The sequence below is a fragment of the Peribacillus frigoritolerans genome (assembly GCF_001636405.1).
Lineage (GTDB): Bacteria > Bacillota > Bacilli > Bacillales > DSM-1321 > Peribacillus > Peribacillus frigoritolerans.
On the sequence record NZ_KV440950.1, the window covers coordinates 2,635,804 to 2,651,122 of the forward strand.

Consider the following 15,319-nt stretch of genomic DNA (forward strand, 5'->3'; position numbering starts at 1 on the left):
TAAATACATAATAAAAAGGTGGTAAATATGAGTTTACTTAATGAGATTATGGATTATAATGAACAGTTTGTAGAAAAAGGTGAATATGTTAAGTATAGGACGGATAAGTTTCCTGAGAAACGTATGGTCATCATAAGCTGTATGGACACTCGGCTCGTTGAACTATTGCCAAAATCCTTGAATGTCAAAAATGGTGATGTCAAAATCCTGAAGACTGCCGGGGCAATCGTCTCCCACCCATTCGGAAGTGTCATGCGGAGTATCCTTGTTGCTATTTATGAGCTAAAGGCAGATGAAGTATTGGTCATACCTCACCATGACTGCGGGATGGCATCAGTCGATGCCGATGCTGTAATGGACAAGATGATCGAACGTGATATACCAAAGAGCACCATCGATACACTGGGAGCTGCAGGAATCGATATCCGCAGTTGGCTTCGCGGATTTGATGATGTTTATGAAAGTTGTAAGAACAGCGTCGAAGTGATTAAAGGACATCCATTGATTCCTAAAAATATTCCTGTGCATGGTCTAATCATTTCGCCTGATACAGGGAAGCTGGAATTAGTAGTAGATGGGTATTCGCAAGAACAAAAATAATATATTCATCGAGGCTGTCGGGAGCATTTCCGACAGTTTTTTTCAAATTTTTATCCTTGCTATTTATTTTTATCCTTTTTTTTGTTAAAATCGCCAAGTGTAGTTTGTCACTAATACAAACGGGTGGGCGAGGGATAAATTTGATAAGGATACAACATGAAGAAATTAAACTTGGAAACGTTTTTTCATTTTTCCGACTATGGAACGAATGGGAAACGTGAAATCCTTGCTGGAGTGGTCAGCTATTTTACGATAGTCTATATTCTCATCGTGAATTCCCTGATTTTATCGGAAGCGGGCATACCGATTAATGCTGCAGTGATTGCCACGATTCTTTTATCTGCTTTTAGCTGTATCATGATAGGGCTTTGGGCGAATGTCCCAATCCTTCTCGTTCCAGGAATGGGCGTCAATGCCCTATTTGCTTATACCATGGTTCAAGGAATGGGTCTATCTTGGCAATCGGCTCTTGGTGCTGTGTTTATCTCGGGGGTAATTTTTGTAATCATCGCTTTTACAAAATACTCGAAGATCATCAGTGATTCGATTCCAAGTTCGATAAAAGAAGCCATATCTGTTGGTCTTGGCTTATTCTTGATGCTGATCGGACTTGAAAAGGGCGGGATAATCACAAGAGGTTCATCATCAATCGTCGCACTGGGAGATTTAAGCGATCCGGCGGTGTTTGCAACGGTGTTGACCTTTTTACTGGCAATCACGCTTTTCATCAAGAATATCCCCGGTAATTTCATGATAACCATCCTGGCAGGCAGCCTCATTGCCTATTGGTTCGGGACGGTTCAACTATCGGAAATCCATTTTTCAGGCGTAAATACAGCTTCATACGGAGATCTCTTCTTTTCATTATCGTTCTTGGAAGCGAACCGGATTGAATTCTGGATAAGTGTATTTGCGATGACGATGGTTCTTGTTTTTGAAAATATTGGTCTTGTACACGGGCATGTAGACAGTATCAACCGCCAGGATGCCTATAAAAAGTCGCTACAGGCGACTAGTGTATCCGTTTTGTTTTCAGGTTTATTCGGTTCGAGTCCTACTGTTGCTACAGTTGAAACGGCAGCAGGAATCGCATCAGGAGGCAGGACTGGTTTTACTTCAGTGGTGACGGGCGTGCTATTCATTCTATCACTGCTATTTATACCGGTGATTAAAGTAATCCCTGATAGCGCCATTGCCCCCATCTTGATTATCATTGGCATTTTGATGCTCGGAAATATAAAAAAGCTGGATTTCAGCGATTTAACCGAGAGCATACCTGCAATCATGATCATCACGATCATTCCTTTCACATACAGTATTGCCGATGGAATGGCATTCGGTTTCATCCTGTACCCATTCTTGAAGCTTGTAACCGGAAAAGCGAGAGAAGTGTCAGCCCCGATGTATGTGAGTGCCGGAATGTTTATCGTCTATTTCATCATTGGTATGATCGGTTAAAATTCAAAAGAGCGGTTGGAATGAGTTAATTCTTATTCCAACCGCTCTTCTTATTGTTTTTTTCGTCGAAAAAAATGAATTTAATGTGATTTACGCGATGACACATCCATCTTGAAAATGCTATGATATAGAATATTAAAAAAATGATAAATGACAAGCAGCATATTAGAGGATGTGACAGGATGATTATTGAAGGTTTAAAAAGCCATGGTTCAGGAAATGATTTCTTGATAATTGATGAATTGACTACGACCCTGACGTTTACGGAAGAAGAGCGGAAAAATTTCGCGAAGGCCCTATGCAATCGGGAGAGGCTCGGAGCGGATGGTATTTTGTTCGTAATGAAAAGTGAACATGCTGATTGCCGGATGCGTGTCTTTAATGCGGATGGATCGGAAGCCTCGATGTGCGGCAACGGACTTCGCTGTGTTGCACGTTACGCGAACGATGTTCTGGGGCTAGATAAAATGATAGTGGAAACCATGAAGGCAAATTTACTAGTCGAAAAAACGGAAGATATTTATGAGGGCATTCCGACTTTCAAGGTGGAAATTTCCCCGGTAAGTTTTAATGTGAAGGATCTACCTCTTGTATTGGCTAAAGATCAGCTGCAAAACGAAACATTGCCGGAACTGCATGATACCCTGCTATTTTCGGCATTGGCGGTTCCTAATCCACATTTGATCACACTCGTCGATAGTGATGTTTTACAAAGTGATTTGCAGGAAAAACTTTCAACAAAGGTCAATCAACCGAATGAACTTTTCCCTGATGGTGTCAATGTCAGCTTTGTGAAAGAGTTGGAACCAGGGAGCATTTATGTGCGGACATTCGAACGTGGAGTAGGCTTCACGAATGCATGTGGAACGGCGATGTCGGCTTCTAGCCTAGTAACATGCTCTGTTGGTTTAAACGCATTGGAAAGTGAAATATCTGTCTACAATAACGGCGGAAAAGTTAAATGCGTGGTCCACCATGATGTAGAAAGCCAAACGTATTCAATTGATTTAATCGGGAATGCAACCTATGAATTCAAGGTATCGATTGAAATAGACTTAGATCAGCCTGAAAAATTTGAAATGCTTGAAAAAGAGGATTTTGAATTGGAAACAAGCTTATATGCCAAGCTGCAGGATGAAGTGCAAAGTTATTTGAGAACAAAATTATTATGAAATTTTCAAACTGCAGGCGAACTCGAAAAAAACGAGTTTACCTGCAGTTTTCTTATTTGAAAAAAGTTGCAGTTGATTTCAGAGATCCGTTCGCTTTCCGCCGACTGTCTGCCAAGCCTCCTCGGCTAAAAGAGCCTGTGGGGTCTCGACTAGCCAGTTATTCGGCAGGAGTGTCGCAAATTTCTTCCATCCATTAAGGATTACAGGAAAAAAACTGAAGGATAAACTAGTCTTAAATAGGATTCGGAATAAGACGAGCCAGCAGTTTTTTCTTTTAATACACAAAGTTGATAGGAACGGAAGGCGCGAGACTCCAAAAGCGAGTCCAAGGGAGACCCCACAGGCGCAAGACCGCCCGCGGAAAGCGAGTGCCCTACGTTCCAATCAACGATCAGAATTACTAACCTTCAAAAAAATGTTCGAGTTAATTTCAGAAGTCCGCTCCCTAACCGCTCGACCGTCTGCAAGCTGCATCAAAGCAAAAACCGCCCGCGGAAAGCGCATTTCTAGGGAAACTTTCCATCTTACCAATTAGTTATTGATCTTTTTTTGTTTTAGGAACGACAATACTTCCAAAAAGGCTGGTCCATTATCCACCAGTCGGTATTCCATAAACGCACACCCGTCCCTTTTTATTCTGTTTGGTATGGTTTCAATCGTAAAGTCCTTTAACTGGAGACTTTCGTTCACTTCCTCCCAAAACAAAGGTGTAGCCACACCAGCGAAAGAATTTCCCCGTGGGGAATAAGGAAGAATGATGGTTTTTCCTTCACTATGCTGCACAAAGTCCAAGTAAAGTCGATTATGCCGATTTATTTTCATTCTTTCCGTTGTAAAATCATTCGGGTGGGAACTTGTTAAATAATCACCGAGAAAGTCAGTGAATATGCGTGTCTCCTGATAAGTAAATGTGTCTTCAGGCAGAGGGATGTGAATCTGCAGTCCTTTGTTACCTGAGGTTTTTACAAAAGCTTTTATCCTTAATGATTCCATCACCTTTTTTATTTCCTGTGCAGCCTTTACCGCAAAGGAGAAATATTCGATGGAAGGAGGATCCAAGTCCAGGACGATTTCGTCGGGTCTTGTTTTACCGGCTTTCTGAAATGGGGCATGAAATTCCAATGCAAGTTGATTACCAAACCAAAGTAAAGTTTCAATGTCGTTACACAGCATATACTCGATATCCTCATCCATGAACGTTTTAATAAAGTCCGGCGCATAATCAGGTTTGTTTTTTTGGAAAAATCTTTCTTTATCCAAAGTTCCATGAGGATAGCGGATCGTTGTAAGAAGCTTATCCTTCAAGAATGGTAAGAAGAAAGCTGAAACCTCCCGTAAATAATGAAGATATTCTACTTTTACCACCTGTTTACCTTCTGTTTTCCAAAGCGGTTTATCCCTGGAAGTTATTTGTACAGTCTCTGGAAATGTATATTGCCCTAGCACGAATTTCTCCCAGGTACATTCGTCGGGGGAAGTTTGTAAAAGCCACTGCGAAAACTGAGGTTCACGCAATTCATTTTCCTCATATACGTGTAAAAATTGAACTTCAATGCAAATGGATGGATGGATATAAAAAAAATGTGCGTCTTCGTCTGATGCATTTTGCTTGATCAATTGATGCAATATACTTTTATCTCTAGCACTCAGTCCATTTTTGACACTTCCGATTTTCGTTACGGCACCTTCTTTGAATACTGCAAGGGAAACGTAGCCATTTTCTTTGTGCAATGCTGTGATGAAACAAGAAACGGTCTTCCAATTTTTCACCTTAATCCAAGATGTTGTACGTCTTCCTTCTTGCCAAGCACCCCGAATTTCCTTGGCGACAATCCCTTCGCCATCTAACAAGGTGACCTTATTCAAGGCAATATCCAAAACGTCAAAACTCTCTATTAATTGTATCAAAGCCTTATCGTTGGGATCAGGAGTAGGAAGACCGAGTTTTTCCCCCATATTCAACATCAATTCCCTTCGTTCCACCATAGGTTTATCCGCTACGTCTTTTCCGCTGATGCGAAGCAGGTCAAACGCTATAAACCGACATGGGGAAAAACGGGCATTTTCTGAAATTAAGGATTGTTTCCCAAGGCGTCCTCGCCACTGTATTTGAAAAAAGTCCGCTTTCGCCTGATTCGTAAGCCAGACCAATTCTCCATCTAACTGAAGCGGGAGATAATCTTCCAGGTCCAGGTCTTTGATGTAAGCTATGATTTCTGGGAATTGAGGTGATAATTCCTTTTCATTCCGACTCGAAATGCTTATGGTATCGGAGTCTATCGTTAAAATAGCCCTAAAGCCGTCATATTTGACTTCATAACGCCAATCCTTGGAGTTGGGGGCTTCAGGGTAATAGGTAGGCAGCATCGGTTTCATTTTTGTATTTACCTCCGCAAATAATTGATAACATTATTTTGCCAAAAAAACGAAGTGTTAGAGTTGGCAATTGTTTTTTCGGTTTTTTTTGAACAAAGGGGAATAATAAAATTGTTCTTCTCATCAAAAATAAGTTATGAGGTGACGAATATGCATACGATGTGGAAGGGGAGCATATCATTCGGTTTGGTGAACATTCCGATCAAACTTCATGCTGCAACGGAGGATAAGGATATATCTTTAAGGACGTTGCATAAGGAATGTCATACACCGATTAAATACGAGAAGGTTTGTCCAGTATGCGAGAAAGAAGTGGGGAAGGATGATATAGTCCGCGCTTTTGAGTATACAAAGGGAAAGTTTGTTGTATTGGAAGACAATGAACTAGAACAACTGAAAAAACAAAACGAAGAAAAAGCCGTGAAAATCGTGGATTTCGTTAAAATTGAAGAAATAGATCCCATTTATTTTAACCGGAGTTATTACATGTCCCCAAATGACGGGGGGATAAAAGCTTATTCCCTTTTGAGGCAGGCCCTCAAGGAATCGAATAAGGTTGGGTTGGCAAAAATCATCATTCGCTCCAAAGAACAAATGGCGGTAATTCGAGTCGTTGATAATACCTTGGTCATGGAAACGATTCATTATCCGGATGAAGTCCGCTCCACAGCGGATGTTCCGAATATCCCTGCCTATGATACCATTGTAAAAAAAGAAATCGATACTGCCGTATTATTGATAGATCAATTAACGACCACATTCGATCCGACGAAATACACCGATGACTATCGAACCGCGTTACTAGAATTGATTGAATCGAAGAAAACGGGACAGACGACGGTTACAGCGAAAACAAAAGAACCAGTTTCCAACAATGTAACCGATTTAATGGAGGCATTACAAGCATCCATAGACCGTACAAAACATGATGAACCGGAAAAGAAAAAGACGACCCGAAAGAAAGCGGCACCGAAAAAAAAGAAACAAGCGTAAACAGGAAGCTGAGCGGAAGACGAATGATGTCGCTCGGCTTTCTGCTTGTTTTTGCAAGGAATCAGGCTTCTAATAAGATGAAAAGGTCTTGATAAAGAGGGGAGGAAAGTACAAATAGGTGAGTCGATCACGATGCAAGAAACTGAATGGAATTACAGGAAATTAGTGGATATTAACGAACGCAAAAAAAATTCGCTCCCTAAAGAGCGACAATGAGGAATTCAATCGTGAAAATCAACATATAGGCGAACGGTTGTAGTTTTCGACTATATATTGTGTTTATATTCTACCATATTTAATTCTGAAATAGCAACTAAATTACTGAAACTAACCTATGAATTTTTCTGGAAATCAATGATATTTCGCCCATTAACCCCGCATATGGCTTTTTCATTTCATATACATATAAAAAGGTACTGAATAAAATGGATTTTTAGTATAATTTATACATATAGATGATATAAATTTAATATGAATGGAAGATGCAAAATGGAAAATGGAAAAATCAAATCACTAAATGCGGGAAAGCCGAAACATGAAATTTTTTCGAATATCGATATCTTTTCAGCCATGGATAAACAAGCACAGGATAATTTGAAAGTGACTAAAGCTGGCATAATCGGTGATGGTATCGGTAATGTAAAGTTCCATGGAGGTCCTGATCGGGTTTTGTGCTTTTACCCATTTGAGCATTATTCATTATGGAATGAAAAATTCTCTAAAAAGCTGGGTATCCCTGCATTTGGTGAAAATTTAACTATAGCGGGGATGAGGGAAGAAACAACGTATATCGGCGATATATATCAAATAGGCGATGTGATTGTTCAAATTAACCAAGGGAGGATACCTTGTTCGACCATTTCCCTATTCAATCAAGAACCTAAGTTTTTGGAACTCGTGCTGAAAACGAGTTTCACTGGTTATTTTGCAAGAGTACTTCAAGAAGGAACGATAAATAAACAAAATGAGATTGTGCTGATAGATCGTCAACAAGAAAAAATTTCTGTCCATTACGCAGCAGAGGTCATCCTTCATAAACGGGATGGGCTTGAAGGTGCTAAGGCTTTACTTACACTAGACTCGTTAGCGGAAGAATGGAAACAAAAGATTTTGAAGAGGGTTCAAGCAGCAAAAGATTGAATGATTTTTGCAAAAGTGAAAAAAATGTCGATCAGGTATTGAAATTGACAGACTATTAATGTAAATTAAATATAATCAAATTTTGAAATCTTATGAAAATTATATAAATGGATCTTATCGAGAGAGGTGGAGGGACTGGCCCGAAGAAACCTCAGCAACCAGCTTACGCAAAGGTGCTAAATCCAGCAAGCAGAGCTTGATAGATGAGGAGAATGTTTCAAAAACCTTCTTCTTTGAGAAGGTTTTTTTCCTTTTCTCTCATACTCATAGAATACGACAAAAACAGGATTGTTTTTGAGAGAGGGTGTAATGATGAATTTTCGTAAAGAATTAAAAGAAAGAATGCTGGTTGGGGAAGGGGCAATGGGGACCTTGCTTTACTCTAATGGCATTGATCAATGTTATGAGGAATTAAACTGCACGAACCCAGATCAAATAGAGTCCATCCATCGAGCCTATCTGGAAGCTGGTGCAGATATCCTTCAATCGAATACATACGGAGCCAATTTCAATAAATTGAAGCGGTATGGACTTGAAGATGAAGTGAGCAGAATCAATCGCCAGGGAGTCATTCTAGCTAAAAAAGCGGCAAAAGGAAAGGCATACGTCTTCGGTACCATAGGGGCACAGCGGAGCATCAGGAAATCGGATTTAAGCATGGAAGAGATAAAACGGGGTTTTCGTGAACAGCTATACAGTCTGTTGATGGAAAATCCTGATGGGATTCTCCTGGAAACATTTTATGACCTGGAAGAACTGGAAACCGTCCTGCAAATCGTTAAAAATGAAACCGGACTGCCGATTATCGCAAATGTCTCGATGCATGAACTGGGTAATCTTCAAAATGGAATCCATTTAAATGAAGCCTTTCAAAAACTCGAGCAATTAGGTGCCGATGTGGTTGGTGTGAATTGCCGCCTCGGACCACATCATATGATTCGGGCCTTGGAAGAAGTGAGTTTGCCAAAGCAAGCATCGATTGCCATTTACCCTAACGCCAGCCTGCCGGATTATGTCGATGGGAGGCTCGTTTATAAAGCTGTACCGGAATATTTCGGTTCTAGTGCCCTGGAACTTCGAGAGCAAGGCGCCGCGATCATAGGAGGGTGCTGTGGAACGACTCCACTGCATATTCAAGCTGTAAAGCATGCAATTGGAAGTTTGGCTCCCGTGAAAGAGAAATTCACGAAATCCCGTGAAATAGAAGTAATTGAGGTGAACGATAGGGAATTGGAACCTCCCCTTTACGAAAAGGCCAAAACGGAACGGACGATTCTTGTTGAGCTTGATCCACCGAAAAAGCTAGGGATAGAGAGCTTCATGACTGGTGCTGAGGTTTTGAAAAAAGCAGGGGTCGATTCCATTACATTAGCGGATAATTCACTTGCCTCACCAAGGATATCGAATGATGCACTTGCTAATTTACTGAAGAACCAATTGAATATAAATCCGATGGTGCATATAACATGCCGTGATCGAAATTTGATTGGCCTGCAGTCACATTTAATGGGTCTGCAGACGGTAGGGCTGAACGAAATATTGATCATCACCGGAGACCCTTCAAAAATTGGGGACTTCCCGGGTGCCACTTCGGTTTATGATTTATCTTCCTTTGACCTGATAAGCATGGTCAAACAATTTAATGAAGGTCTTTCCTATTCCGGTCAAAGTTTGGGTCAACGGGCAAATTTTAAAATTGCGGCAGCTTTTAATCCCAATGTGAAATATCTGGATAAAGCCGTACTGAGAATGGAAAAGAAGATTGCCTGCGGTGCTCAATCCTTTTTGACACAGCCAATTTATTCCGTAGAGCAAATCGAAGAAGTATATGAAGCGACAAAACATCTAGAAACCCCGATTTTCATCGGTATCATGCCCTTAACAAGCACCCGGAACGCCGAATTCATCCATAATGAGATCCCAGGCATCAAATTGCCTGATAATGTTAGAAGGGCCATGGCTCTAGCGGGGGATGACCCTGTAAAGTCAAGGATTGAAGGGGTGAATATCGCGCGGGAATTGGTGGACGCGGCTAGGGAAAAATTCAAGGGCATATATTTAATCACTCCTTTCCTTCGCTATGAAATGACGGCGGAACTAACGAAATATATTAGAAAAGTCGATAGTAAACAGACATCAGAGGTGGCAGTACATGAATAAAAAAGCGATTCAAGATCAGTTAAATTCTAAGATTCTCCTACTTGATGGGGCGATGGGAACGATGCTTCAAGCGGAGAATTTGACAGCAGACGATTTTGGCGGGGAACAATTCGAGGGCTGCAATGAATATTTATCACTGACGCAACCGGAAATCATCCAATCCATTCATGAAAAATATTTAGCAGCGGGCGCAGATATCATAGAAACAAATACCTTTGGAGCGACCAGCATCGTCCTTGAGGAATACCAAATAAGTACGATTGCCTACAAGCTAAATAAAATTTCAGCTGAGCTTGCCGTTAAAGCTTGTGAAAAGTATTCCAATGATGAATGGCCAAGATATGTAGCTGGCTCGATGGGCCCGACTACAAAAACGCTTTCCGTAACGGGCGGAACGACTTTTGATGTTTTAACAGATTCTTATGAAGAGCAGGCACTGGGTCTCTTGGATGGCGGGGTAGACTTGCTGTTGGTGGAAACCTGTCAGGATATGCTTAATGTCAAGGCTGCCTTTTCTGGAATCAAAGCAGCATTCGCTAAAACGGGAAAAGATGTGCCTGTCATCATATCAGGAACAATCGAACCGATGGGCACGACACTTGCCGGCCAGTCCATAGAAGCTTTTTATTTATCGGTTGAACATATGAAGCCCGTAGCTGTCGGCCTTAATTGTGCAACAGGGCCGGAATTCATGATTGACCATATCAGGACACTTGCAGATATATCAAATAGCGCCATCAGCTGTTATCCGAATGCCGGGCTCCCTGATGAAGAAGGCCACTATCATGAATCACCTACATCCCTGGCAGAGAAAATGAAGCAATTTGCCGAAAAGGGATGGGTCAATATCATTGGCGGATGTTGTGGCACGACACCAGAACATATTAAAGAACTTTCCAGGGTACTCGAAGGCATGAAGCCCCGTACGATTATGGAAGCTGCCCATGGTCATGCCGTATCAGGGATAGAGCCGCTAATTTATGATGATTCAATGCGTCCTTTATTCGTAGGGGAGAGAACGAATGTTATCGGTTCCCGAAAATTCAAGGAGCTGATACGTGGAAAGCATTACGAGCCAGCTGCCGAGATTGCACGTAACCAGGTAAAGAAAGGTGCCCATGTCATTGATATCTGTCTTGCCGATCCTGATGGGGATGAGCTTGGCGACATGAAGGAATTTGTAGAAGAGGTCGTCAAAAAAGTGAAAGTCCCATTGGTCATCGACACTACGGATGAAGTCGTACTTGAACAAGCATTAAAACATTCACAAGGAAAATCGATCATAAATTCCATAAACCTTGAAGATGGTGAAGAGCGCTTTGAAAAAATAGTACCCTTAGTCCATCAATATGGTGCAGCCGTTGTCGTAGGAACCATTGATGAAATTGGGATGGCCGTCGATGCTGAACGGAAATTGGAAGTGGCTACGCGGTCTGTGGATTTGCTCGTCAATAAGTACGGTCTAAACAAAAATGACATCATTTTTGATCCGCTGGTATTTCCTGTAGGCACCGGGGATGAACAATATATTGGATCTGCATTGGAGACGGTGAATGGAATAAAGGCGATTAAAGAAAAGTTTCCGGAATGCCTAACGATACTTGGAATTTCCAACGTTTCTTTCGGTCTGCCGGCGAGGGGAAGGGAAATATTAAATGCCGTTTTCCTTTACCATTGTACAAAAGCGGGTCTCGATTATGCTATCGTGAATACAGAAAAACTTGAACGTTTCGCCTTGATACCGGAAGAGGAAGTGAAATTGGCGGAGGCACTCCTGTTTGAGACTTCAACTGAAACTTTAGCGATTTTCACCGAATTTTATCGTGGAAAAAAAGCGGAGAAGAAGGATAATGGTGTGATCCTGCCATTGGACGAACGTCTTGGTAACTATATTATCGAAGGAACGAAAGAAGGATTGATTGATGATTTAAATGAAGCGATAGAGCGTGGTGATACCCCATTGGAAATCATCAATGGACCATTGATGGATGGGATGAGTGAAGTGGGGCGGCTGTTCAATGACAACCAACTTATTGTCGCAGAGGTGCTTCAGAGTGCTGAAGCGATGAAGGCGGCTGTAGCTCACCTTGAACCACTTATGGAAAACTCTGAAGATAGTGCTAAGAAAGGGAAAATCCTGTTGGCGACCGTCAAGGGAGATGTGCATGATATCGGGAAAAACCTAGTGGATATCATCCTTTCCAATAACGGCTATGAAGTCATTGATTTGGGAATAAAGGTCGCACCGCAACAAATCATTGAAGAGGTTCGAAAACATGAGCCAACCATCATTGGCCTATCTGGGTTACTTGTCAAATCTGCACAGCAAATGGTTTTAACCGCGCAGGATTTAAGGCAAGCGGGAATAGATACCCCAATTTTAGTTGGAGGGGCAGCATTATCCCGTAAATTCACCGATTTTAAAATTTCACCTGAATATGAAGGGCCGGTTTTATATTCCAAAGATGCGATGGATGGTTTGGCGGTAACGAATATTTTACATGACGCCGACAAAAAAGTGGTGTACTTGGAAGAGTTGATCGAGAAACGAGAAAGATCGAAAGCGAATGCCGCCATTGCTGCCACATTGGAAAAACCTGTTCGTAAGCAGTCCACAGCGGCTCCTTTAAGCGATGTTCCTGTTCAAACACCGCGTGACATTAAACGACACGTCCTGAAAAACTATCCATTGGATGTCGTCCAGCCATATATAAATAGGCAAATGCTGATTGGTCATCATTTGGGGTTAAAAGGCAAAGTTACCGAATTGCTTAAGCAAGGGAATGAAAAAGCAGTGCAGCTCAATGATCTCGTTGACGAATTGATCGAATTCCTAAAGACGGAACCGGATTACGGTTTGAATGCAGTTTATCAATTTTTCCCTGCTCAAAGCGAAGGAGATAAGCTATTTATATATAACCCGGACAATCATCATGAGGTTTTGGAAACTTTCGACTTCCCCCGGCAAGATACGAATCCGCATCTTTGTTTAGCGGACTTCGCAAAACCGATTTCCTCCGGGCAAATGGATTATGTTGGTTTCTTCCTGGTCACTGCCGGAAAAGGAATCAGAAAATGGGCAGAAAAACTGAAGCTTGAAGGTGATTTCTTGAAAAATCATGCCCTTCAATCACTTGCTCTTGAAACAGCTGAAGGGTTCGCGGAAAGAATTCATCAATTAATGCGGGATGATTTAGGTATAAGCGATCCGATTGATATGTCCATGAAAGAGCGGTTTGCAGCTAAGTACACCGGGCAAAGGTTTTCATTTGGTTATCCTGCTTGTCCTAATCTGGAAGACCAGGAGAAGCTATTCCGCCTGTTGCAACCTCAAGATATCGGCGTGGAATTGACTGAAGGATGCATGATGGAACCAGAGGCTTCCGTTTCAGCCATTGTTTTTGCACATCCTGAAGCTCGTTACTTTAATGTCGATCGATAACTTCATTTAATAAAGGCAGCGGTATTTTTTACCGCTGCCTTATTGCGCATGAAACCCCTTAACTGGTACACCTTAATGGTCAAAAGGAAGGGGATACAGCACCTATGAAGAAGATGCTAAAATTAATTCTTGCCATGGCGAGTTCTCTCATTATTATTTTGTCTGATGTGGATGTGCAAAACATTCAAGTACATGCAGTGGTTCCTGAAGAGATGACACCGTTGCTAAAAAGTAAGGCGAATCAGAAAATCGCCTATTTGACCTTCGATGACGGACCATCCTTGAATACCATGGAGATATTGAATATTTTGGACCGCTATCATGTTAAGGCCACATTTTTCGTTAAGGGTAACGAAGAACCATACGCAAAGAGATGTTATCAGGAAATGATATCCCGCGGTCATTCGATCGCCCTTCATTCTTATACACATGATTATTCCATCGTTTATCGGTCGACTGAGAGTTTCTTTCAAGATTTGAATAGGCTTGAAACCATGCTGCAAGAGGAGTATGGAATAAAAAGCCGTATTGTGCGCCTTCCTGGCGGCTCGAATAATCGGCTGCGGCATCAGGCGTCAACGAAACCAATCATCAATGGAATCCTTCAGCAACTAAAGGAAAAAGGGTATATTTATTTTGATTGGTCCATTGATTCGACAGATGGCTTCAGTCCGTCAATAAGTGAACAACAAATCATTTCTGCTGTACAAAAAGGGACGAAAAATCAAAAGCATGTTAATATCTTATTGCATGATATCAATAGTATGAAAAATACAGTGAAAGCGTTGCCCGATATAATTGAATTCCTTAAAAAAGAAGGATATACCTTTGATACTATTGATGAGACTACGCCGAAAATGCAATTTAATTGATGAACACATTGTTTAACTATAGTAAATTAAGGTATAGGATATTGAGATTACATGCGAAAGGATTTATCGTCTCTATGATGCCATCATTGTTTTTATCACATGGAACACCGCTATTAGCTTTGGAAAAGAATAGCTATACTCTTTTTTTGAAGGAGTATATGCAAACTATGAAGAAACCTGCTGCCATCGTCATTTTGTCAGCACATTGGGAAAATGAAGATCAAATGATTTCTGCAGTGGGGAAGCATGAAGTCATTTACGATTTTGCTGGATTTCCTGAAGAAATATTTCAAATAACTTATCCTGCGAGGGGATGCCTGGAGCTGTCAGATCGAATTTTAACCTTATTGTCCAGGATAGATGTATTGGGGGAACTTGATGAAAGGCGCCCCCTGGATCATGGGGCATGGGGGCTTTTGCATATCATGTACCCAGAAGCTGATATCCCGACCGTATCTATGTCCATTAGTCCTTCGCTGCCATTGGACAAGCAGTATGAAATTGGGAAAGCATTGAGGGAATTAAAGGAAAATAATGTCCTGATCATAGGAAGCGGTGGAATTGTCCATAATTTCACACATATTCAGGAAGATATGCATGTTGCAGAGGGATGGGCAATCGAGTTTGAGAACTGGGTCGAAGAAAAAATCATGAAATGGGATTTGCAATCTTTGTTCAATTATGAAAATATCGCCCCTTACAGTACAGAGGCTGTGCCTTCCAAAGAGCATTTCATTCCATTGGTCATCGCAATGGGCTCAGGGGATGACAATAAAAAAGCGGCTCTTCTGCACAGAAGCTTTCAATATGGCAATCTAAGTTTAACAGCTTGGAAGTTTGAGTGAGGTGAAAGGGTTTTCAAACTAGTTAAATTTACCTGAAAAATAATCATTATACAAAAATACAAAAATCTTTTTTTAGCGAAAAAAAGACTTAAATGAGCAAAAAAGACAGTTAAAAGCGATTTTTGACGAATTAAGCAGAAATATAGTTGAAAAAAGGTTGTATAAAGTGGTTTAACCTTTGGATATTTCGACAAAAACATGTTAATATAACATCTGAAAACGTTTTATCCTTTAAAATTTTATTATTCAATAACCAAAGTT

General features: G+C 41.1%; 10 protein-coding genes and 1 riboswitch. Of the genes, 9 read left to right on the plus strand and 1 reads right to left on the minus strand.

The window, feature by feature from the left end; translation table 11 throughout:
* Positions 1-27 precede the first annotated feature (27 nt).
* From A6755_RS12860 to dapF, 3 genes are all read left to right on the plus strand, one after another.
* Positions 28-600: a beta-class carbonic anhydrase gene (locus tag A6755_RS12860; protein ID WP_063590861.1), complete on the plus strand. Its 573-nt coding sequence runs from the start codon at positions 28-30 to the stop codon at positions 598-600.
* 156 nt (positions 601-756) lie between these two features.
* Positions 757-2,058, plus strand: a complete 1,302-nt coding sequence (locus tag A6755_RS12865; RefSeq protein ID WP_063590862.1) for an NCS2 family permease — start codon at positions 757-759, stop codon at positions 2,056-2,058.
* 182 nt (positions 2,059-2,240) lie between these two features.
* A complete protein-coding gene (gene dapF, locus A6755_RS12870; RefSeq protein WP_063590863.1) occupies positions 2,241-3,230 on the plus strand; it encodes a diaminopimelate epimerase in 990 nt (329 codons plus the stop codon).
* A gap of 531 nt (positions 3,231-3,761) precedes the next feature.
* Here dapF and ligD read toward each other — a convergent pair.
* Complete coding sequence (ligD, locus tag A6755_RS12875; RefSeq protein WP_063590864.1) at positions 3,762-5,606, minus strand: DNA ligase D; 1,845 nt, start codon at positions 5,604-5,606, stop codon at positions 3,762-3,764.
* Between the two features lie 150 nt (positions 5,607-5,756).
* Between ligD and ku the strand changes: the two genes are divergently transcribed.
* The 6 genes from ku (at position 5,757) to A6755_RS12905 (ending at position 15,058) form a co-directional block, all read left to right on the plus strand.
* A complete protein-coding gene (ku, locus tag A6755_RS12880) occupies positions 5,757-6,599 on the plus strand; it encodes a non-homologous end joining protein Ku (protein WP_063590865.1) in 843 nt (280 codons plus the stop codon).
* A gap of 489 nt (positions 6,600-7,088) precedes the next feature.
* Positions 7,089-7,739, plus strand: coding sequence for an MOSC domain-containing protein (locus A6755_RS12885; protein WP_063590866.1), 651 nt, complete (start codon positions 7,089-7,091; stop codon positions 7,737-7,739).
* 111 nt (positions 7,740-7,850) lie between these two features.
* A riboswitch (SAM riboswitch) is annotated at positions 7,851-7,949 on the plus strand.
* Between the two features lie 102 nt (positions 7,950-8,051).
* Positions 8,052-9,899, plus strand: a complete 1,848-nt coding sequence (locus tag A6755_RS12890) for a bifunctional homocysteine S-methyltransferase/methylenetetrahydrofolate reductase (protein ID WP_063590867.1) — start codon at positions 8,052-8,054, stop codon at positions 9,897-9,899.
* Positions 9,892-13,341 (plus strand): methionine synthase, encoded by a 3,450-nt coding sequence (metH, locus tag A6755_RS12895; RefSeq protein ID WP_063590868.1) that lies wholly within the window; start codon positions 9,892-9,894, stop codon positions 13,339-13,341. The genes A6755_RS12890 and metH overlap by 8 nt, the downstream gene beginning before the upstream one ends.
* Positions 13,342-13,445: 104 nt before the next feature.
* The gene (locus tag A6755_RS12900) at positions 13,446-14,213 is read left to right on the plus strand and encodes a polysaccharide deacetylase family protein (protein WP_063590869.1); all 768 of its coding nucleotides are present in this window, start codon (positions 13,446-13,448) and stop codon (positions 14,211-14,213) included.
* A 77-nt stretch (positions 14,214-14,290) separates the two neighbouring features.
* Positions 14,291-15,058 carry a dioxygenase family protein gene (locus A6755_RS12905; RefSeq protein ID WP_235568327.1) on the plus strand — a complete coding sequence of 256 codons (768 nt, stop codon included), beginning with the start codon at positions 14,291-14,293 and terminating at the stop codon, positions 15,056-15,058.
* Positions 15,059-15,319: the final 261 nt, after the last annotated feature.

Bases quoted from the DNA above. Each gene is read 5' to 3' on its own strand.
- A6755_RS12860 (WP_063590861.1), top strand. From the start codon at position 28: ATGAGTTTACTTAATGAGATTATGGATTATAATGAACAGTTTGTAGAA.
- A6755_RS12865 (WP_063590862.1), top strand. From the start codon at position 757: ATGAAGAAATTAAACTTGGAAACGTTTTTTCATTTTTCCGACTATGGA.
- dapF (WP_063590863.1), top strand. From the start codon at position 2,241: ATGATTATTGAAGGTTTAAAAAGCCATGGTTCAGGAAATGATTTCTTG.
- ligD (WP_063590864.1), bottom strand. From the start codon at position 5,606: ATGAAACCGATGCTGCCTACCTATTACCCTGAAGCCCCCAACTCCAAG.
- ku (WP_063590865.1), top strand. From the start codon at position 5,757: ATGCATACGATGTGGAAGGGGAGCATATCATTCGGTTTGGTGAACATT.
- A6755_RS12885 (WP_063590866.1), top strand. From the start codon at position 7,089: ATGGAAAATGGAAAAATCAAATCACTAAATGCGGGAAAGCCGAAACAT.
- A6755_RS12890 (WP_063590867.1), top strand. From the start codon at position 8,052: ATGAATTTTCGTAAAGAATTAAAAGAAAGAATGCTGGTTGGGGAAGGG.
- metH (WP_063590868.1), top strand. From the start codon at position 9,892: ATGAATAAAAAAGCGATTCAAGATCAGTTAAATTCTAAGATTCTCCTA.
- A6755_RS12900 (WP_063590869.1), top strand. From the start codon at position 13,446: ATGAAGAAGATGCTAAAATTAATTCTTGCCATGGCGAGTTCTCTCATT.
- A6755_RS12905 (WP_235568327.1), top strand. From the start codon at position 14,291: ATGCCATCATTGTTTTTATCACATGGAACACCGCTATTAGCTTTGGAA.